17 protein-coding genes are annotated in these 18,577 nt (G+C 71.4%); 9 read left to right on the top strand and 8 right to left on the bottom strand.

The annotated features are described in order from the left end of the window. The first annotated feature begins 56 nt into the window (after window positions 1-56). Window positions 57-410 (top strand): ArsC family reductase, encoded by a 354-nt coding sequence (locus QO011_RS08175; protein WP_307270125.1) that lies wholly within the window; start codon window positions 57-59, stop codon window positions 408-410. A 114-nt stretch (window positions 411-524) separates the two neighbouring features. On the opposite strand, the gene QO011_RS08180 is transcribed toward QO011_RS08175, so the two are convergent. Together QO011_RS08180 and QO011_RS08185 are read right to left on the bottom strand one after the other, a co-directional pair. Further along, a complete protein-coding gene (locus QO011_RS08180; RefSeq protein WP_307270127.1) occupies window positions 525-1,199 on the bottom strand; it encodes an alpha/beta hydrolase family protein in 675 nt (224 codons plus the stop codon). 70 nt (window positions 1,200-1,269) lie between these two features. Then, window positions 1,270-2,298, bottom strand: coding sequence for an LLM class flavin-dependent oxidoreductase (locus QO011_RS08185; RefSeq protein ID WP_307270130.1), 1,029 nt, complete (start codon window positions 2,296-2,298; stop codon window positions 1,270-1,272). 158 nt (window positions 2,299-2,456) lie between these two features. Here QO011_RS08185 and QO011_RS08190 point away from each other — a divergent pair, with 158 nt between their 5' ends. From QO011_RS08190 to QO011_RS08200, 3 genes are all read left to right on the top strand, one after another. After that, window positions 2,457-2,717, top strand: coding sequence for an antitoxin (locus tag QO011_RS08190; protein WP_307270133.1), 261 nt, complete (start codon window positions 2,457-2,459; stop codon window positions 2,715-2,717). After that, window positions 2,717-3,124 (top strand): type II toxin-antitoxin system VapC family toxin, encoded by a 408-nt coding sequence (locus QO011_RS08195; protein WP_307270134.1) that lies wholly within the window; start codon window positions 2,717-2,719, stop codon window positions 3,122-3,124. Before QO011_RS08190 ends, QO011_RS08195 begins: the two co-directional genes overlap by 1 nt. A 223-nt stretch (window positions 3,125-3,347) precedes the next feature. Further along, window positions 3,348-4,151 carry a DUF72 domain-containing protein gene (locus QO011_RS08200; protein ID WP_307270136.1) on the top strand — a complete coding sequence of 268 codons (804 nt, stop codon included), beginning with the start codon at window positions 3,348-3,350 and terminating at the stop codon, window positions 4,149-4,151. A 15-nt stretch (window positions 4,152-4,166) separates the two neighbouring features. On the opposite strand, the gene QO011_RS08205 is transcribed toward QO011_RS08200, so the two are convergent. The 3 genes from QO011_RS08205 to QO011_RS08215 form a co-directional block, all read right to left on the bottom strand. Then, window positions 4,167-7,286, bottom strand: a complete 3,120-nt coding sequence (locus QO011_RS08205) for a UvrD-helicase domain-containing protein (protein WP_307270138.1) — start codon at window positions 7,284-7,286, stop codon at window positions 4,167-4,169. A 69-nt stretch (window positions 7,287-7,355) separates the two neighbouring features. Beyond that, complete coding sequence (locus QO011_RS08210; protein WP_307270938.1) at window positions 7,356-7,586, bottom strand: DUF1272 domain-containing protein; 231 nt, start codon at window positions 7,584-7,586, stop codon at window positions 7,356-7,358. Between the two features lie 135 nt (window positions 7,587-7,721). Beyond that, entirely contained in the window at window positions 7,722-8,771 is a 1,050-nt protein-coding gene (locus QO011_RS08215) for a hypothetical protein (RefSeq protein ID WP_307270140.1), read from the bottom strand. Between the two features lie 524 nt (window positions 8,772-9,295). On the opposite strand from QO011_RS08215, the gene panB reads away from it, so the two are divergent. Both panB and QO011_RS08225 read left to right on the top strand, forming a co-directional pair. Further along, entirely contained in the window at window positions 9,296-10,117 is an 822-nt protein-coding gene (panB, locus tag QO011_RS08220) for a 3-methyl-2-oxobutanoate hydroxymethyltransferase (RefSeq protein WP_307270143.1), read from the top strand. Between the two features lie 4 nt (window positions 10,118-10,121). Next, on the top strand, window positions 10,122-10,799 hold the full coding sequence (locus QO011_RS08225) for a DUF4893 domain-containing protein (RefSeq protein WP_307270145.1): 678 nt from the start codon (window positions 10,122-10,124) through the stop codon (window positions 10,797-10,799). Window positions 10,800-10,811: 12 nt separating this feature from the next. On the opposite strand, the gene QO011_RS08230 is transcribed toward QO011_RS08225, so the two are convergent. Then, window positions 10,812-12,305 carry an AMP nucleosidase gene (locus tag QO011_RS08230; protein WP_307270148.1) on the bottom strand — a complete coding sequence of 498 codons (1,494 nt, stop codon included), beginning with the start codon at window positions 12,303-12,305 and terminating at the stop codon, window positions 10,812-10,814. Between the two features lie 155 nt (window positions 12,306-12,460). On the opposite strand from QO011_RS08230, the gene QO011_RS08235 reads away from it, so the two are divergent. Both QO011_RS08235 and der read left to right on the top strand, forming a co-directional pair. Beyond that, window positions 12,461-13,126: a tetratricopeptide repeat protein gene (locus QO011_RS08235; protein ID WP_307270151.1), complete on the top strand. Its 666-nt coding sequence runs from the start codon at window positions 12,461-12,463 to the stop codon at window positions 13,124-13,126. Between the two features lie 10 nt (window positions 13,127-13,136). Beyond that, complete coding sequence (gene der, locus QO011_RS08240) at window positions 13,137-14,543, top strand: ribosome biogenesis GTPase Der (RefSeq protein ID WP_370881921.1); 1,407 nt, start codon at window positions 13,137-13,139, stop codon at window positions 14,541-14,543. 157 nt (window positions 14,544-14,700) lie between these two features. On the opposite strand, the gene QO011_RS08245 is transcribed toward der, so the two are convergent. Together QO011_RS08245 and QO011_RS08250 are read right to left on the bottom strand one after the other, a co-directional pair. Further along, window positions 14,701-16,788, bottom strand: a complete 2,088-nt coding sequence (locus QO011_RS08245; protein ID WP_307270153.1) for an ATP-dependent helicase — start codon at window positions 16,786-16,788, stop codon at window positions 14,701-14,703. 64 nt (window positions 16,789-16,852) lie between these two features. Next, entirely contained in the window at window positions 16,853-17,359 is a 507-nt protein-coding gene (locus QO011_RS08250; RefSeq protein WP_307270155.1) for a MarR family winged helix-turn-helix transcriptional regulator, read from the bottom strand. A gap of 59 nt (window positions 17,360-17,418) precedes the next feature. On the opposite strand from QO011_RS08250, the gene QO011_RS08255 reads away from it, so the two are divergent. Continuing rightward, a complete protein-coding gene (locus QO011_RS08255; RefSeq protein WP_307270157.1) occupies window positions 17,419-18,387 on the top strand; it encodes a quinone oxidoreductase family protein in 969 nt (322 codons plus the stop codon). Window positions 18,388-18,577: the final 190 nt, after the last annotated feature.

Here is an 18,577-nt window from a genome sequence, read left to right on the forward strand (position 1 = left end):
CCGCCGCGGCAAGGCCGAATCGCGGCCGGAGCCTTTGGACGAGGAGGCGTCGGCCGATGGCTCGACCGGTGACGATCTACGGCATCAAGACTTGCGACACGATGAAGAAGGCGCGGGCCTGGCTGGAGGCGCACGGCGTCGCCTACGCCTTCCACGACTACAAGGCCGAAGGCATCGACCGGGCCCGGCTCGAAGCCTGGGCCCGCTCGGTCGGCTGGGAGATCCTGCTCAACCGCTCCGGCACGACGTTCCGGGCGCTGCCGGAGGAGGCCAAGCGGGGGCTGGGAGAGGCGAAGGCGATCGCGCTCATGCTGGAGCAGCCCTCGATGATCAAGCGCCCGGTGCTCGATGCGGGCGGGACGCTGCTGGTCGGCTTCAAGCCGGAGATCTACGAGCAGGCGCTGGGCTAGTGTTGCGCTACCGACGCCTGGTTCCTTGCCATTATGTCGGCAGCACGACGCAAAGCATTGAACCAGCTCGTGTTCCGGGCTGTCGGTTCGGAATGAACCGTCAGAGTCGGAAGACTAGCTCCGCGCCGTCATCCACCCCGCCGCGGCATCGAGGATCTCCGCGAGCACCTCGGCATCCCTGCGGCCGGTGCGGGCGGGGACATGGAAGGAATGGTCGGCGTCCTCGAACAGGGCGAGATCGGCGGGATCACCGAGCGCCGCGACGACCGGCCGCAGCAGATCGAGCTCGGCCAGCGTGTCGTGGGTGCCCTGCAGGAACAGCATGGGCACGCCGACCTCCCGGAGATGCGCGGCGCGCTCGGTCGACGGCTTGCCGGCGGGGTGCAGCGGGAAGGCGAGGAAGACGAGGCCGCGCACATCGGGCAGCGGCGAAAGCGCCTGGGCCTGCGATGTCATGCGGGCGCCGAAGGAGCGGCCGCCGGCGAACAGCGGCAGGGCGCCGGCGCGCCGGCCGGCCTCGGCGACGGCGGCGCGCACCGCTTGCTGCGCCAGCGCCGGCGGATCGGGACGCTTGCCGCCCTGCTCCATATAGGGGAACTGGAAGCGCAGCGTGGCGATGCCGCGCGTCGCCAGGCCCTCGGCCGTCCCCACCATGCCCTTGTGCGTCATGCCCGCGCCGGCACCGTGCGCCAGGACGAGGGCGGCACGCGCGGCGGGCGGCGCGAGCCAGAGGGCGGACACGCTCCGTGTCCCGTCGATCGCGATGGTGAGCGGCTGTGCCTCGGTCATGCCGCCAGCATAGCGGCGAAGTCCGGTCGATGCAGCTGTGTCCGCCGTCGCGGGCGGCGATGCGGCCGGGTCACGACGGGCAGGCTTCGAGGGATGCGGCTTGTGCCTGCGGCGCGATGCCGATCTCGGCCAGGAGCTCGTAGGAGCGCAGCCGGGCCTGGTGGTCGTAGATCGCCGAGGCGACCATGATCTCGTCGGCCCGCGTCTCCTCGGCGAAGCGCGTCAGCCCCCGCCGCACCGTCTCGGGCGATCCGACGAAGGAGCAGCGCAGCATGTTGGAAGCCTGGATCCTCTCGGGCGGCGTCCAATAGGTCTCGATGTCGTCGATCGGCGGCAGCAGCTGGCCGCGCGTGCCGCGGAACAGGTTGGTGAAGGCCTGTTGCGCCGAGGTGAAGAGCCGCCGTGCCTCGGCGTCGGTTTCGGCGGCGACGACGTTGACACCGACCATGGCGTAGGGCGCCTGCAATTGCTCGGAAGGCTCGAACTTGGCGCGGTAGAGCGGCAGCGCCTGCTCGAGCTGGTCGGGCGCGAAATGCGAGGCGAAAGCATAGGGCAGGCCGAGCATGCCGGCGAGCTGGGCACCGAACAGGCTCGAGCCCAGGATCCAGATCGGCACGTCGAGGCCGGCGCCGGGCACGGCCTGCACCACCTGCCCGGGTTGGGCCGGGGCAAAGAGGGCCTGCAGCTCCAAGACGTCCTGCGGGAAGTTGTCGGCATTGGCCGGGTCGCGCCGCAGCGCCCGCAACGTGCGCTGGTCGGTGCCGGGCGCGCGGCCGAGGCCGAGATCGATCCGGCCGGGATAGAGCGAGGCCAGCGTGCCGAACTGCTCGGCGATCACCAGCGGGGCGTGGTTCGGCAGCATGATGCCGCCGGAGCCGACCCGGATGCGGCTGGTGCCGCCGGCGACGTGGCCGATGACCACGGAGGTCGCGGCGCTGGCGATGCCGACCATGTTGTGGTGCTCGGCCAGCCAGTAGCGTCCATAGCCCCAGCGCTCGGCGTGCCGGGCGAGATCGAGGGTGTTGCGCAGCGCATCGGCTGGTGTCGAGCCCAGGGGAACGGGCGCGAGGTCGAGAACGGAAAGCGGGGGCAAGGGCATCGGCCTTCGGCGTGGACAGCGGGTCCCCCGGACGTGTGTCTTCCCGGCGCCTTGCGCAAGATGGCTCGACCCTCGATGCGGTGTGGATAGCCTTGTCCCCCTCGCAGCGAAATGATAGATATCATGAGCATATATCACTCATTCGAGGGGCTGGCGGTATGGTCGACACAGCCACGGCGAAGTTGTTCAGGCACGGCCGCAGCCAGGCCGTGCGGCTGCCGAAGGAATTCCGTCTGCCGGGCACGGAGGTGCGGGTGCGACGGGTCGGCCGGGGGGTGCTGCTGGAGCCGGTGGAGCGCAGTGCCGAGGACATCCAGGCGATCTTCGCCGCCCTCGATCGATACCGCGGCATGCCCTTCATGGAGGAAGGGCGGCGGCAGCCGTCGCTACCACCCGCAGACGATGTGTCGTTCGAGTGATGATCTGCCTCGATACCAACGTCGTCATCGCCTTCCTGCGCGGCCAGCCGCGGCGTCTGGTCGAGCGGTTCGAGCGCGAAATGCTCCTGAGCGCCGTGGCCTTGCCGGTCGTCACGCTGTTCGAGCTGCAATACGGCATCGCCAAGAGTGCCAGGCGCGAGGAAAATGCCGAGCGGCTCGCCGTTTTCCTGCAATTGCCCGTCACGATCCTGCCCTTCGAGCCGGAGGATGCGACGGAAGCCGGCGACATTCGTGCTGCGCTGGAGCGCGCCGGCACGCCGATCGGGCCCTACGACGTCCTGATCGCCGGCCAGGCGCGCCGCAGGGGCGCGGTTCTCGTGACCGCCAACACTGGAGAATTCTCGCGCGTGCCCGGTCTGAAATCGGAGGATTGGGCCGCCGCTTGAGCCGCGCGGGCCGGTGAACACCCGATGCGTCGTTGGAGGCTCATGGTTTGATGGAATTATAAATATAAACTATTATAATATGTTACGGTTGTTTTTTGATAGTATGATTTAGAAGGGGGGCGACTGGCGGTTGCCGTCCGTCGGCAACCATGCTGCACTCCCGCGTCGATGACGAGACGGTCACGCGCCCTTCGGCGCTGAGACGCAACAGGGAGTATCGGACGTGCCGCACGACGCAAAGCCGCGCATCCGGGTCGGGATCGGCGGATGGACCTTCGAGCCCTGGCGGGGCACCTTCTACCCCAACGACCTCGCCCAGAAGCGCGAGCTCGACTACGCCAGCCGCAAGCTGACCTCGATCGAGATCAACGGCACCTATTACGGCTCGCAGAAGCCGGAGAGCTTCGCCAAATGGCATGACGAGACGCCCGAAGGCTTCGTCTTCGCGCTGAAGGGGCCGCGCTTCACCACCAACCGCCGGGTCCTGGCCGAGGCGGGCGAGTCGGTCGAGCGCTTCCTGACCAGCGGCGTGCTGGAGCTCAAGGACAAGCTCGGGCCGATCAACTGGCAGTTCGCGCCGACCAAGAAGTTCGACCCCGAGGATTTCGGCGCCTTCCTGAAGCTCTTGCCCAAGAGCGTGGAAGGCCGGACGATCCGGCACGCGGTCGAGGTGCGCCATGACAGCTTCAAGGCGCCGGATTTCATCGCCCTGGTCCGCGAGCACGGCGTCGCCGTGGTGACGGCGGCGGATTCGGAATATCCGCAGATCGCCGACATCACCGCGCCCTTCGTCTATGTCAGGATCATGGGCACCAGCGAGGACGAGGAGGTCGGCTATTCCGCCGCTGCCCTCGACGCCTGGGCGGCGCGCGCCCGCGACTGGGCCTCCGGCCACGCCCCAAACGGTCTCGACGTCGTGGCGCCGGCGCCGAAGGCCGAGCCGCGCCAAGTGTTCCTCTATGTCATCAGCGGCTTCAAGACGCGCAACCCGGCCGCGGCCATGGCCCTGATCGAGCGGTTGAAGTGAGGGCGCCGCGCCGTTTCAGAACAGGCGGTATTGCTGCGGCTCGGCGCGCCGGCGCGGCTGCGGCGCCAGGCGCATGGCGAGGTCCGCCGGCACCCCGCCGAGGAAGCGCGACGGCGGCAGGCTGCGGAGCTGCCCGCGCCAGGGGCGCTGCGCCGTCCGGCTGAGATAGAGCCGGTCCTTGGCGCGGGTCATGGCGACATAGAACAGCCGGCGCTCCTCCGCCTCGTCCTGCGTCTCCTCGTCCTCCGTTCCCCAGGAGAAGGGCGTCAGCCCGTCCTCGGCGCCGACCACGAAGACGGCGGCGAATTCCAGGCCCTTGGCCGCATGCATGGTGAGCAGCGACACCCGGTCGGCGCGGGCATCCCAGAAATCCGCCTCGGTGGCGAGGGCGACCTGCTCGCGCAGCGCCTCCAGGCTGTCCGTCCCGGGCGCGCCGGTCAGGGCGGCGAGCCAGCGCCGCGCCTCGGCGAGACCGGCCGCATCCGCGGCGCCGCCGGCCCGCTGCAGGCGCTCGGCGACGGCGGCCACGCGGGTGGCGAGGTCGGGAGCCTCCTCGCCGGGGATCGCCTCGAGCACGGCCCGCACCGCGGCCTGCCCGGCGATCGGCAGCGGCGAGCTCTTCTTGAAGGGAATGCCGGCGCGGTCGAGCGCCTCGCGCAGCGCCGCCGCCTGGGCATCGGTGCGGTAGAGCGCGGCGAAATCGGCGAAGCCGAGCGGCCGTTCGGCCTGCGCCCGGCCGGAGCGGCCCTTGCCGGCGGTGAGGAGGTCGTGCCCGTCGAGCAGGCGCTCGATCTCCGCAGCGACGAAGTCGGCCTCCTCGCGCTCGCTGGCGGCGACGGTCAGCGCGACCGGCTCACCGCGGGGACGCATGATGCCGCCTTCGAGGCGCTGGCGCGAGTGCTCGTCGCCCGTGCCGATCACCGCGGCCGCCGCGCGCACGATCGTGCCGCTGGAGCGGTAGTTGCGGTCGAGCCGCACGGTGCGGGCGGCTGGAAAATCCTCGGCGAAGCGGGTGAAGCAGGCCGCATCGGCGCCGCGGAAGCCGTAGATCGCCTGGTTGGGGTCGCCGATGACGCAGAGGTCGCCGTCCGGCGCCGAGAGGAGGCGGAGCAGCCGGTATTGCTGCTCGTCGACGTCCTGGAACTCGTCGGCGCAGATATGGGGAAAGCGTTGCCGCCAGGCTGCGGCAAGGCCGGCATTCTCGGCCAGCACGGCCACGGCGAGGCCGACGAGGTCGTCGAAATCGACCCAGCCGTGCTCGCGGCCGAGGCGACGGCAGGCCTCCAGCGCCTGCGCTGCCTCGCCTTCCGCCGCCGCGCCGGTGCGCTTCAGCACCGAGACGGCCTTGACGAGGCGCGCCGCCCGGGCGCGGGTGACGCCGAGCTCGGCCGCGAGGGCCTCGGCCCGCTCGGCCTCGTCGGCAATGCGGAAGTCCGGCGTCAGGCCGGCCGCGGCCCCGTCCCGCCGCAGGATGGCGAGGCCGAGGGAATGGAAGCTGTGCACCGTGCAGACGCCCGCTTGCGGGGGCAGCAGGGCGGCGAGGCGCTCGCGCATCTCCTCCGCCGCGCGGCGGGTGAAGGTGATGGCGAGGCAGGCGGCCGCGGGCACGCCGCGCTCCAGCACCAGGTGGGCCAGGCGGTGCGTCAGCATGCGCGTCTTGCCCGAGCCCGGGCCGGCGACGACCATCAGCGGGCCCGGCGTCGCCGCGGCCAGGGCCTGGTCGGCATCGAGCGCCGCCAGCACGCCGACGCGGCCCGAGGGCGCGGCCGGCGCCGCGTCATCCGCCGGCGAGGGCGGGGCCGGGGCCACCGCGGAGGGGGGCGCCGGACGGGAACGCCGCCGCATCGGCGCATCGAACAGGAGATCGCCCTTGCTGCGGCGGGCGAGCTCGCCCGCCTCGAACAGGCGGATCACGCCATATTCGCCGTCATAGCCGCCCTCGCGGATGACGGTGCCGGCCCGCAGGCGCTCCACCGCCTCGGCCAGCAGGGCGTCGGTGCGGGCTATATCCTCCACCGGCACCTCGCCGAGCAGCGGCAGCTCCGGCCCGAGCGCCGCGGTGACACGGTCATAGGCGCGCGTCACCGCCTGGGAGCCGACGCCGCTTTCGAGCATCTCGGAGAGCATCTCCGGCAGCGGCACCAGGCTCGCGACCTCGCCGGCGGTCGGCGGCGGCACCGCCTCGGCGGGGCTGCGGTCGGCCAGCATCTCGATGCGATGGGCGACGCCGATGGTGACCGGCTTGCCGCAGGCGGGGCAGAGGCCGCCGCGGGCGATGGTCTCGGTCGGCTCGAGCCGGACGCCGCAGGCCCGGTGCCCGTCCATGTGATACTTGCCTTCCTCGGGGAAGAACTCGACCGTGCCGTGATAGCCCTCGCCGGTCTCGAGCGCCCGACGGATGGCGAAATAGTCGGGCTCGCAGGCAAAGCGCGTCGCCTCGCGCCCGAGCTTGCCGGGCGAATGGGCGTCGGAATTGGAGGTGAGGCGATAGCGGTCGAGGAAGGAGATGCGCCAGTTCATGGCGGGGTCGGAGGACAGGCCGGTCTCCACCGCGAAGATATGACCGGCGAGGTCGCCATAGCAGGCCTCGATCGAATCGAAGCCCGATTGCGAGCCGAGCGCCGCGAACCAGGGCGTCCAGATATGGGCCGGGACGAGATAGGAATGGGGCCCGGAGTCCAGCGTGATCTCCAGGAGGTCGCGGGAATCGAGCCCGAGGATCGGCCGCCCGTCCGAGGCGATGTTGCCGATGCGCGCCAGGCTGGCGGCGAGGCGGTCCGCCGCCGTGAAATCCGGTGCGTAGAGGAGGTGATGGATCTTCCGGGTGCGCTCGCCCTTCTTGTAGATCGTCGAAATCTCGGTCGAGAGCATGAACTTGACCGACGTCCGGCACGAAGCGGGCAGGGTCTTCCAGACCTCGGCCTCGATCTCCGGCCTGAGGCGGAACAGCCCGCCGCCGGTCGGCTGCAGCTTGTCCTTCAGCTCCGCCAACCAGGCCGGGTGCACGCAGTCGCCGGTGCCGACCACGCCGATGCCCTTGCGCGCCGCCCACCAGGCGAGGTGCTCGAGGTCGAGGTCCCGGCTCGTCGCCCGGGAATAGCGCGAATGCACATGGAGGTCGGCATGGAAGGCCATGTCCGATTGTCTACTGCGCCGGCCGGCCCGCGCCTAGGGGAGGGGCCATCGCAGCTGGGGACAGCGGCATCATCCGGCGGCGGCGCAGCCTTGGGGCTTGAACACCCGCGCGATCGAAGCCGGATATTTCGCCAGCAGGGCCGGCGGGCGCACCGGGCGGCGGACGAACTCGCCGCCGCAATTGGGGCAGCGGCCGCCGAGCCGCGTCTCGACGCAGTCGCGGCAGAAGGTGCATTCGAAGGTGCAGATCATCGTCCGAGCAGAATTTCCGAACTCCGCCCATAGGGCGGGCTCGGAAATTCTGCAGACTCTCAAAGTTTGAGCGGAGTTTCGCGGGTCGGAACCGCGTTCCGATCCGCGAAACTCTGCTCGGGCGATTCCGGGGCGAGATCGCGGTCGCAGCATTCGCAGTTGGGACGCAGCTGCAGCATGGGCTCAGTTCGCCGGGGTCTGGAGCTTGGCGAGCCGGTCGGCGGCGCCCTGGAAGCCGGCCTTGCCGGCGGCCTCGTAGAGCGCTTGCGCCTGCTTGGCGTCGGCCTGGGACGGGGTGCGGTTGACCAGGGGGTCGTAGGTCTCGGCGAGGGCGAACAGCACGCGCGGATCGCCGCTGGCGCGATGCGGCTCGAGCACCTCGCGCGCCCCGGCGAAATCGCCCATCGCCGAGAGCTCCCGCGCGTCCTGCAGCGCGACATCGACGGCGTTGAGGCTGATGGTCGCCGTCCTGACCGCATGCTCCGACACCACCGGCGTCTCGGTCTCGGCCGCCGGGGCCGCCGGCGACAGCGCCGCGACGGCCGGCTGCTCCTGCGGCAGCCGCTCCGGGATCGGCACGACAGCCACCTCCGGATTGGGCTTCCTGCCGTTCATCCACCAGATGTAGCCACCGGCCGCCCCGCACAGCACCGCGACGACCAGGAAGGCGGCCGCGACCGCCCAGAGGCTGGACGAGGGGCCGGAGCGCTGGGCCTGGGCACCCGTGCCGAACACGCCGCCATGGTTGGCATTGGCCGCCTCGCCGCGCCGCGGCGCGGGCTTCGTCTCCGGCGCCGGCTCGCGCGCGGCCTCGGCCGGCGGCTCGGGCGGCGCCAGGCTGCGCTCGGCCAGGCGTTGCAGCCGCTTCTGCCGCTCGGCCGTGGCGGCGGCAATGCGCTCCTGCGCAGCGCGCAGGCGCGCCTCGCCGTCATTGGCCGGTTCCGGCGGCACCAGCTGCCGCTCGCCGGAACGGCTCTCCGGCGGTTCCGTCGGCAGGATGACCGGCTGCGCGCGCGGCGCGGCGGCACGGCCGCGCGCCACGCTCGTGGCCGCGCGCCGCGGCTGCTCCAGATAGATCGCATCGTCGTCGGCGACGACGGGCGCCTTCGCCGGGGCGGGGCGCGGCGGCGTGGCGGCGGCTGGCGCCGGCGTGGGACGCGGCGCGTCGAGATCCCGCGCCGCGGCGGGCCTCGGCGGCTCCGGCTTGGCAACGACGGCGGCCTCGGCCTTCACCGGCGGCGCAACCGCTGCCGCCGGCTCGATCCGGGGCTCGGGCTTCGGCTCCGGCCTGGCAGTCGCCGCGGCGACGGGAGCGGCGGCCGCGGCAGGGGAAGGCGCGACGACGGGGGCGGGGGGCGGCCCCGCGAGAGTGGGCCGGGCGGGATCGGCGGCCGGGCCAGGGGGCGACATCGGGGGTGACGGCGCAGCCGGCTGGGCGGCCGGACGCGGCGGCGGGATCGGGGGCGAGGCCCGCCTGGCGTTTTCCATGTGCTTTTGGAAGGCGGCACGCACGGCAGCCGCCAATGCGTCATCCTTCTTCCCAGGCTCAGACATGTTACCTTGCCTCACGCTATCCCGGTGTCATTACACGAGCACCGACGCTGCGCTCGCGCGCAGTCTTGCAGGTTACGTTATGCAATTCGCCGGGTTCGGTACAGCGCGTTTTGCGTGTTGTCGACCATAAAGGTTATCACGCATTCGACGGGGCCTCACCCAGATGGAGGTGCGGGCCCGGCATACACTGGAAGGAGATCGGCTTGTCGATCCAAACGCAGCCCGGACGTGTCACCGCCCCCCAGATTCGCGCCCGCAAGGGCGGCGAGCCGATCGTATCGCTGACGTCCTACCACGCCCATACCGCACGCATCATCGACCCCTTCGTCGACTTCATCCTGGTCGGCGACAGCCTGGGCATGGTGATGCACGGGCTGGAGACCACGATCCCCGTGACGCTCGACATGATGATCCTGCAAGGTCATGCGGTGATGCGCGGCTCCTCGCATGCCCTGATCGTGGTCGACATGCCGTTCGGCTCCTACGAGGAATCGCGCGAGCAGGCCTTCCGCAACGCCGCGCGGGTGATGAAGGAGACCGGCTGCGGTGCCGTGAAGCTGGAGGGCGGCGAGCGCATGGCCGACACGATCCGATTCCTCACCGAGCGCGGCGTGCCGGTCATGGGCCATGTCGGCCTGACGCCGCAATCGATCATGGCGCTCGGCTCGTTCAAGGCGCAGGGGCGCGAGGAGAAGGACTGGGGGCCGATCGAGCGCGACGCGCGCGCCGTGGCCGATGCCGGCGCCTTCGCCATCGTGCTGGAGGCGGTGGCCGAGCCGCTCGGCGCCAGGATCACCCGGGAGGTGGCGGTGCCGACCATCGGCATCGGCGCCTCGCCCGCCTGCGACGGCCAGATCCTGGTGCTGGAGGACATGCTGGGCCTGTCCGAGCGCGTGCCGAAATTCGTGCGCAAGTTCGGCTCGCTCGCCGATCACATCCGCGAGGCGGTCGCCGCCTATGCCGGGGAGGTGCGGGCGCGCAGCTTCCCGGCGCCCGAGAACACCTATGCCATGAAGAAGGGCTGAGGCGATGATGCGTACCGCATATCTGGCCGCCTGCCTGTGGCTGGCGCTCGCCCCCGGCCCGGCCGCGGCCCAATCCAGCGCGGCCCCGTCCGGCCACGCGGCCACCCCCGGCGTGCCGCCGGCCGCTGCGCCGGGGGCGGGGCCCCTCGACCCGGCGCCGCTCCTGCCGGTGCCGCTGGCGGATGCGGACAAGGCGCGCTTCCTCGCCTTCGAGACGACCCGCACCCGCTCGGTCGCCGCGGCGCTCGCCAGCGGAGCGGCCGACGCGGCGGCGCTGCGCCAGATCCTGGCCGGCGACCCGCAGCCGATCCGCGACGCCGACCTCGCCGGCACCTGGCGCTGCCGCAGCGCGCAGATCGACGACGGCGAGGCCGCCGGCGCCACGGCCGGCGTCTTCGTCTATCCCTATTTCCGCTGCGCGATCACGCGGCGGGGCGGGGGCTTCTTCCTGGCCAAGACCAACGGCTCGCAGCGCGTCAGCGGCACGCTCCACCGCGTCGCGCCCGACCGCTTCGCCTTCCTCGGCGGCGCCACGGTCAACGACGAGCCGCAGCGTGCCTATGGCGCCTCGGCGGAGGGCAATGTTGTCGCCTATCTCGTCAAGGCCGGCGCCGGGCGGCTGCGGCTGGAGATGCCGCAGACCTGCTGCAGCACGCTGGAGATCCTGGAGCTCGTGCGGTAGCGCGGCAGCGCGCTACTGGAACGCCACTTCGTTGAAGCTGCGCAGCTTGCGCGAGTGGAGCTGGGCCCGGTCGGTCTCGCGCAGTAGCGCCATGGTCTCCAGCCCGATCGCCAGGTGCTGGGACACCCGCTCGCGGTAGAAGCGGTCGGCCATGCCCGGCAGCTTGAGCTGGCCGTGCAGCGGTTTGTCGGAGACGCAGAGCAGCGTGCCGTAGGGCACGCGGAAGCGGAAGCCGTTGGCGGCGATGGTGCCCGATTCCATGTCGAGCGCGATGGCGCGGCTCTGGATGAAGGGCAGGTTCTGGATGGTGGAGGGGCGCAGCTCCCAGTTGCGGTCGTCGACCGTGGCGACCGTGCCGGTGCGCATCACGCGCTTGAGGTCGTAGCCCTCGAGGCCGGTGACGATGCCGACGGCCTTCTCGATCGCGGTCTGGATCTCGGCGAGCGCCGGGATCGGCACCTCGCGCGGCAGGTCGGCGTCGAGCACGTGGTCCTGGCGCAGATAGGCATGGGCCAGGACGTAGTCGCCGAGCGACTGCGAATTGCGCAGCCCGGCGCAGTGGCCGAGCATCAGCCAGGCGTGTGGGCGCAGCACGGCGACGTGGTCGGTGATGTTCTTGGCGTTGGAGGGGCCGACGCCGATATTGATCATGGTGATGCCGGAATCGTCCGGCCGCTTGAGGTGGTAGGCCGGCATCTGCGGCAGGCGCGGCGGCGGGGCGCCTGGCGGCAGCAGCGGCCGTGCCTCCTGGTCGCGCGCCACGCCCGCCGCCAGCGTCACCACGTCGCCGGGCTCGACGAAGGCGGTGTAGCCCAAGCCGAGCGGCCCGGCGTCGCCGCCGGCCAGCACCTGGTGCGCCAGGCGCACGAACTCGTCCATGTAGAACTGGTAGTTGGTGAAGATGACGAAGTTCTGGAAATGCTTGGCCGACGTGCCGGAATAGTGCTTGAGGCGCATCAGCGACACGTCGATGCGCGGCGCGGAGAACAGCGACAGCGGCTTGGGCTCGTTCAGCGAGGGGATGTCGGTGCCGTTGGCGATGCGGTCGTCGAGGATGGTCAGGTCAGGCACGTCGAAGATGCGCGGCAGCTGCGCCAGGCGCGCGGGATCGAGGCCGCCTTCGACATGGAAGGTCTCGCCGAGGGCGAAATGGATCGGGATCGGCGTGGCGCTCTCGCCGACCTCGACCTCGCCGCCGGTGTTCTTCAGCAGGAGCCCGATCTGCTCCTCCAGGTAGCGCCCGAAAATGTCGGGCCGCGTCACCGTTGTGGCGTAGACGCCGGCATCGGCGATGAAGCCATAGGCCGAGCGCGGGTCGATTTCCGGCGGCCCGTCCGAGCTCAGCCGCACGAAGGGGTAGGTGCCGCGCACCCGCTGGGTGAAGTCCTGGCCCTTGGTATAGGCGATGAAGGCTTCGCGCAGGCGGGTGGTGGTCTGCTCGTAGAGCTCCGAGATGGTCCTGACGGCCGCCTTGGCGTCGCGGAAGCGGCGGGGATAGCTGTCCATGCTGTTCGCCACGACGGTGGCACTCCCTTTTTCACTCCATAGGCCAGGCGCCGTGACCGGGCAATGACCGTTTGGGTCCGGCGCGAGCCATTTGCTTGACGCATCCGCCCGCGTCCTCTACGCGAAAGCGCTCAAAAGAGTGACGAGCGCAGGCGATGGCCGACATCTTCCAGGAAATCGACGAGGACCTCAGGCGCGAGCGCCTCGGCAAGCTCTGGCAGAAATACGGCAAATACGTCATCGCCGCCGCCGTGCTGATCGTGCTCGCCGTCGCCGGCTGGCGGGGCCTGGAATGGTACCAGCGCCAGCAGGCGGAAGCCGCGGGCGGCCGCTTCCAGGACGCGCTGACCCTGGCGCGCCAGGGCAAGACCGAGGAGGCCGAGAAGGCCTTCGCCGCCGTGCTCGCCGACGCGCCCTCCGGCTACCAGATCCTGACGCGCTTCCGTTTGGCGGCCGAGGCCGGCAAGCGCGACGCGGCCGCGGGCGCCAAGGCCTATGACGCCCTGGCCGCCGACGCCGGCGTCGGGCCGCTGCTGCAGGCGCTGGCGAAGGTCCGGGCGGGGTATCTGCGGGTCGACACCGCCTCCTATGCCGACCTCGCCAAGACCATCGAGCCGCTGACCGCGCCGACCGAGCCGATGCGCCATTCCGCCCGCGAGATCCTGGGCCTCGCCGCCTGGAAGGCCAAGGACCTAGCCAGTGCCTCGAAATGGTTCGAGGCGATGACCGCGGACCGCGACGTGCCGCCGACGGCGCGCCAGCGCGCCGAGGTGATGCTGCAGCTCATCGCCGCAGACGCGCCGGCCAAGGCCGCGTCCTGATCGGATCCTCATGCCCGTTGCCATCGCCATCGTCGGCCGCCCGAATGTCGGCAAGTCGACCCTGTTCAACCGGCTGGTCGGGCGCAAGCTCGCCATCGTCGACGACCGGCCGGGGGTGACGCGCGACCGGCGCGAGGGCGATGCCAGGCTCGGCAACCTGCGCTTCACCGTCATCGACACGGCCGGCCTGGAGGTGGCGGACGATGCCTCCCTTCTCGGGCGCATGCGGGCCCAGACCGAGGCGGCGATCGCCAGCGCCGACCTGATCCTGTTCCTGATCGACGCCCGCGCCGGCGTGACGCCGGCCGACGAGCATTTCGCCGAGGTGGTGCGCCGTTCCGGCGTGCCGGTGGTCCTGGTCGCCAACAAGGCGGAGAGCCGCACCGGCGAGGCGGGGGCCTATGAGGGCTATGCGCTCGGGCTCGGCACGCCCGTGTCGATCTCGGCCGAGCACAACGAGGGCATGGCCGACCTGGCCGAGGCCATCGCCGAGCAGGTGCCGGAGGCGAGCCTGCCCGAGGACGAGGACGTCGCCGAGACCGACGCCGTCGTCTCCGGCGAGGAGGGGGAGGAGGAGGCCATCCCCGAGGATGTCGGCCTCGCCCGCCCGCTGCGCCTTGCCGTGATCGGCCGGCCGAATGCGGGCAAGTCGACCCTGGTCAACGCCCTTCTCGGCGAGGAGCGGCTGCTGACCGGCCCGGAGGCCGGCATCACCCGCGACACCATCTCGGTCGACTGGACCTGGCGCGACAAGCGCATCAAGGTGTTCGACACCGCCGGCATGCGCAAGAAGGCGCGCATCGACGACAAGCTGGAGAAGCTCTCCGTATCGGACGGGATGCGGGCCGTGCGCTTCGCCGAGGTGGTGGTGCTGCTGGTCGATGCCGCCGCGCCGCTGGAGAAGCAGGAGCTGCAGATCGCCGACCTGGTCGAGCGCGAGGGCCGGGCGCTGGTGCTCGGCCTCAACAAGTGGGACCTGGTCGAGGACCGCAACCGGCGGCTCGCCGAGGTGCGCGAGATGTTCGAGCGCCTGCTGCCGCAGATGCGCGGCGCGCCGATCGTGCCGATCTCGGGCCTGGCGGGGCAGGGCGTCGACAAGCTGATGGAGGCGGCATTCAACGCCCATCGCATCTGGAACCGCCGCGTGCCGACGTCCAAGCTCAACCGCTGGCTCGAAGGCGCGCTGGAGCGCCACCCGCCGCCGGCGGTGTCGGGGCGGCGCATCAAGATCCGCTATGCCACGCAGGTGAAGACCCGGCCGCCGCATTTCGCGGTGTTCGGCACCCAGCTCGACGCCTTGCCGGACAGCTTCACCCGCTATCTCGTCAACGGCCTGCGCGAGACCTTCGACATGCCGGGCGTGCCGATCCGCCTCAGCCTGCGCTCGCCGAAGAATCCCTTCCACAGGAAGAGCTGAGAGAGCGCCGGCAAACGCCGGTTGGGAAGCTGCCACGACTTCGGCGACGGTCCACGCCAGGGCCGAACCTTGAAGGATTTGCGCGACGCCCGAGCCTTCCCTCCTCCTTGCAGGGAGGGGTGAGTGGTCGCGATCGGGTCTGCTTCCGACCCCGGCGCTACTTCCACATGCCGCGCATGCGCGCGCCGATGTCGACCGGGGCACGGGCGGCCGTCGCCGAGCCGGCATGCGGCGAAGGCCGGGCCGCCGGCCACGCCGCCTGCTCGAAGCGGTCGAGGATGGCGGCCGGGATGAAGCGGGTGCGGCTGGCATAGACGTGGCGGTCGCCGCGGGCCGCCTGCTGGTGCACGAAGAAGCGCTGCGGCATGACGAGGTCGAGGTCGTCCCTGGCCCGCGTCATCGCCACATAGAGCAGGCGGCGCTCCTCCTCGATGGCGGCAACCTCGCCCACCCCGAGATCGGAGGGGATGCAGCCGTCGATGGCGTTGAGCACGAAGACCGAGCGCCATTCCTGGCCCTTGGCCGAATGGATGGTCGAGAGGATGAGATAGTCCTCGTCGCGGTCGGGCGGGCCGGATTCGTCGCTGGTCGCATCGGGCGGATCGAGGGTGAGCTCGGTGAGGAAGCGTTCGCGCGTGGCATAGCTGCCAGCGATCTGCTCGAGCTGCAGCAGGTCGGCCCGCCGCGTCACCGGGTCCTCGTGGATGCGCTCCAGATGCGGCTCGTACCAGAGGCGGACCTGCTCGATCTCCGCCGGCCAGGGGCTGGCCCGCGATCTGAGATGCCCGGCCATTGCCGCGAAGGCGGGCCAGTCCGCCGCCGCGCGGGCGGGGGGCTCGGTCGCGGCGAGGTCGGCCGCCGGATCCTCGGCCACGGCGTCGAGGATGCGCGCCGCGCCCGTCGGGCCGATGCCCGGCAGGATCTGCAGCACGCGGAACCCGGCCACCCGGTCGCGCGGGTTCTGGGCCCAGCGCAGCACGGCGAGCACGTCCTTGACATGGGCTGCGTCGAGGAACTTCAGGCCGCCATATTTCACGAAGGGGATGTTGCGGCGCACCAGCTCGACCTCGAGCGGCCCGCTATGGCTGGAGGCGCGGAACAGCACCGCCTGCTGGCGCAGCGCCGTGCCGGCCTCGCGGTTCTCCAGCACGCGCCCGGCGACATAGGCGGCCTGCCCCGTCTCATCAGGCACCGTGACCAGCCGCGGCTTTTGCGCCGAGGGGCGATCCGACCAGAGGGTCTTGGTGAAGCGCTCGGCGGCGAGCGCGATCACCGCATTGGCGGCGGCCAGGATCGGCTCGGTGGAGCGATAGTTGCGCTCCAGCGTGACGATGGCGGCCGGCGGGCTGAAATGGCCGGGAAAGTCGAGGATGTTGCGCACCGTGGCGGCGCGGAAGGAATAGATCGACTGCGCGTCGTCGCCGACCACGGTGAGGCCGCTTCCGTCCGGCTTCAGGGCCAGGAGGATCGCGGCCTGCAGGCGGTTGGTGTCCTGGTACTCGTCGACGAAGACATGGTCGAAGCGCCCGCCGATCTCGGCGGCGATGGCCGGCTCGGCCGTCATCTGCGCCCACCAGAGCAAGAGGTCGTCATAGTCGAGCACGTTGTTGGCCTGCTTGGCCTCGACATAGGCGGCGAACAGGCCGCGCAGCGCCTCCTGCCAGGCGGCGCACCAGGGAAAGGCGGCGCGCAGCACCTCGGCGAGCTCGGCCTGGGCGTTGACCACGCGCGAATAGATGGCCAGGCAGGTGCCCTTGGTCGGGAAGCGGCTCTCGCGGCTGGCGAGGCCGAGCTCCTGGCGCGCCAGGTTCATCAGGTCGGCGGAATCCTCGCGGTCGTGGATGGTGAAGCCGGGGTCGAGGCCGATCAGGGCGGCATAGTCGCGCAGCAGCCGGGCGCCGACGGCGTGGAAGGTGCCGGCCCAGGTGAGGCCTGCGCTCAGTGCCTCGCCGTCGGCGCCCATGGCCTGCGCCGCGATGCGCTCGACCCGCCGGGTCATCTCGGCCGCCGCCCGGCGCGAGAAGGTCAGCAGCAGCATCCGCCGCGGATCGGCGCCGTGGACGATCAGGTTCGACACCCGGTGGGCGAGCGTGTTGGTCTTGCCCGAGCCGGCGCCGGCGATGACCAGCAGCGGCCCGGGCGGCAAGCCCGTGCCGATGCCGTGCACGACGGCGCGCCGCTGGCCTTCGTTCAGCGTGGCAAGGAGATCCCCGCGGGTCGGCAGACGCGCTTCGAGTGCAGCCATTCCAGTCCTCTCGCCCGCACACTAGGCGAGCGCAGGGCGAGTCGCAGCCGGGGCGGGCAGGGGCCTATTCCTCCGGTGCGGCCGGGCCGCCGGCCGGCGGCTCCTCGACCAGGGTATCGGCGAAGCGGCGCATGAGGCGCACCAGCGCGTCGATATCCTCCGTCGCCCAGGTCGCGAAGATGGCGCGGCCGAGCCGCTCGCGCGCCGCATCGATGCGGTCGGTCATCGCCTTGCCCTGCGGGGCGATCACCGCCTCGCGCACGCGGCGGTCGGCGGCGCCCGCCCGGCGCTGCACCAGGCCGAGGCTCTCCAGCTTGGCGACCTGGCGGCTGACGGTGGTGTGGTCGCGTCCGACCCGGTCGGCCAGCTCGACCACGCCGACCGGCCCCAGGCGCTCGATGCCGACCAGCAGCGGGAACAGCGCCCGGTCGAGCCGGATGCCGGCCTCGCGGATCAGCACCTCGTCGCGCTGCGGCCGGTTCATCACCGCGACGATGTCGAGCACCGCCCCGTGCAGCCGGCGCAGCTGCGCGTTGATATGTGTATTTTGCACATTTTCGGTTGACACCATTCCAGCCTCCGATTTATGTGTATTATGCACATGATTGGAGGGCAGGAAAGGAGATCGTCATGAAGGCAGCGATCGTTCGGGCCGCGGGCCAGCCGCCCGTCTACGGGGATTTCGCCGAGCCGGTGCCCGCCGCCGGCGAGCAGCGCATCGCGGTGACGGCGGCGGCCGTCAGCCAGGTGGTGAAGGGCCGGGCCGCAGGCACGCATTACAGCGCCACCGGCCGGTTCCCCTTCGTCGTCGGCATCGACGGCGTCGGGCGGCTCGACGACGGGCGGCGGGTGTATTTCGCCATGCCGGCCGCGCCCTTCGGCAGCATGGCGGAGCGGGCCGTCGTGCCCGCGGCGCGGTGCCTCGCCCTGCCGGACGCGCTCGACGACGTCACTGCCGCGGCCATCGCCAATCCCGGCATGTCGGCCTGGGCCGCCTATGCCGAGCGTGCCCGGCTGCAGCCCGGCGAGACCGTGCTGGTCAACGGCGCCACCGGTACGGCGGGGCGCCTCGCCGTGCAGATCGCCCGGCATCTCGGGGCGAAGCGGGTGATCGCCACCGGCCGCAACCCGGCGGCGCTGCAGGAGGTCGCCGCGCTCGGCGCCGATGCGACCATCCCGCTCGCCGGCAGCGATGCCGAGCTGGAAGATCGCTTCAGGCAAGAGTTCGCCGCGGGTGTCGACGTCGTTCTCGACTATCTCTGGGGACGCAGCGCCGAGCGCCTGCTGACCGCCGCCGCCAAGGCGGCCCCCGAGGCCGTGCCCGTCCGCTTCGTCCAGATCGGCGCCATGAGCGGGGCCGACATCACGCTGCCGGCCGCGGTGCTGCGCGCCTCGGCGATCGTCCTGATGGGCAGCGGATTCGGCAGCGTTCCGCCCGCGCGCCTCCTCGCCTCGATCGATGCCCTGCTGCAGGCGACGGTGCCGGCCGGCCTGCGCATCGCCGCCACCCCGGTGCCGCTGGCCGAGTTCGAGCAGGCCTGGCCGCGGGACGACAGCACCCGCCGCACCGTGTTCACCCTCGAGGCGCCGGCGCGCTGAGGCGCGCGCCGCCATGCCGATTGCGGTTGGCTGGCATGACGCCGGCACCGGCCTCCGGGCCTTACCGGCGGGGCCTGCCAACCCCACGTCCATGCATCATGGTCCACCTCGTCTCCATCCTCGCTGCCCTTCTCTGCGTCGGCGTCACTTTGCTGCCGCTGATCGTGACCGCCGCGCAGGTCGTGGCGCC

Origin of the sequence: Labrys wisconsinensis (assembly GCF_030814995.1) — a bacterium.
Classification (GTDB): Bacteria; Pseudomonadota; Alphaproteobacteria; order Rhizobiales; family Labraceae; genus Labrys; species Labrys wisconsinensis.

Bases quoted from the DNA above. Each gene is read 5' to 3' on its own strand.
- QO011_RS08205 (WP_307270138.1), bottom strand. From the start codon at position 7,286: ATGGCCTTCCATGCCGACCTCCATGTGCATTCGCGCTATTCCCGGGCG.
- QO011_RS08245 (WP_307270153.1), bottom strand. From the start codon at position 16,788: ATGGCTGCACTCGAAGCGCGTCTGCCGACCCGCGGGGATCTCCTTGCC.
- der (WP_370881921.1), top strand. From the start codon at position 13,137: ATGCCCGTTGCCATCGCCATCGTCGGCCGCCCGAATGTCGGCAAGTCG.
- QO011_RS08195 (WP_307270134.1), top strand. From the start codon at position 2,717: ATGATCTGCCTCGATACCAACGTCGTCATCGCCTTCCTGCGCGGCCAG.
- QO011_RS08230 (WP_307270148.1), bottom strand. From the start codon at position 12,305: ATGGACAGCTATCCCCGCCGCTTCCGCGACGCCAAGGCGGCCGTCAGG.
- QO011_RS08190 (WP_307270133.1), top strand. From the start codon at position 2,457: ATGGTCGACACAGCCACGGCGAAGTTGTTCAGGCACGGCCGCAGCCAG.
- QO011_RS08185 (WP_307270130.1), bottom strand. From the start codon at position 2,298: ATGCCCTTGCCCCCGCTTTCCGTTCTCGACCTCGCGCCCGTTCCCCTG.
- QO011_RS08255 (WP_307270157.1), top strand. From the start codon at position 17,419: ATGAAGGCAGCGATCGTTCGGGCCGCGGGCCAGCCGCCCGTCTACGGG.
- QO011_RS08225 (WP_307270145.1), top strand. From the start codon at position 10,122: ATGATGCGTACCGCATATCTGGCCGCCTGCCTGTGGCTGGCGCTCGCC.
- QO011_RS08180 (WP_307270127.1), bottom strand. From the start codon at position 1,199: ATGACCGAGGCACAGCCGCTCACCATCGCGATCGACGGGACACGGAGC.
- QO011_RS08235 (WP_307270151.1), top strand. From the start codon at position 12,461: ATGGCCGACATCTTCCAGGAAATCGACGAGGACCTCAGGCGCGAGCGC.
- QO011_RS08250 (WP_307270155.1), bottom strand. From the start codon at position 17,359: ATGGTGTCAACCGAAAATGTGCAAAATACACATATCAACGCGCAGCTG.
- QO011_RS08175 (WP_307270125.1), top strand. From the start codon at position 57: ATGGCTCGACCGGTGACGATCTACGGCATCAAGACTTGCGACACGATG.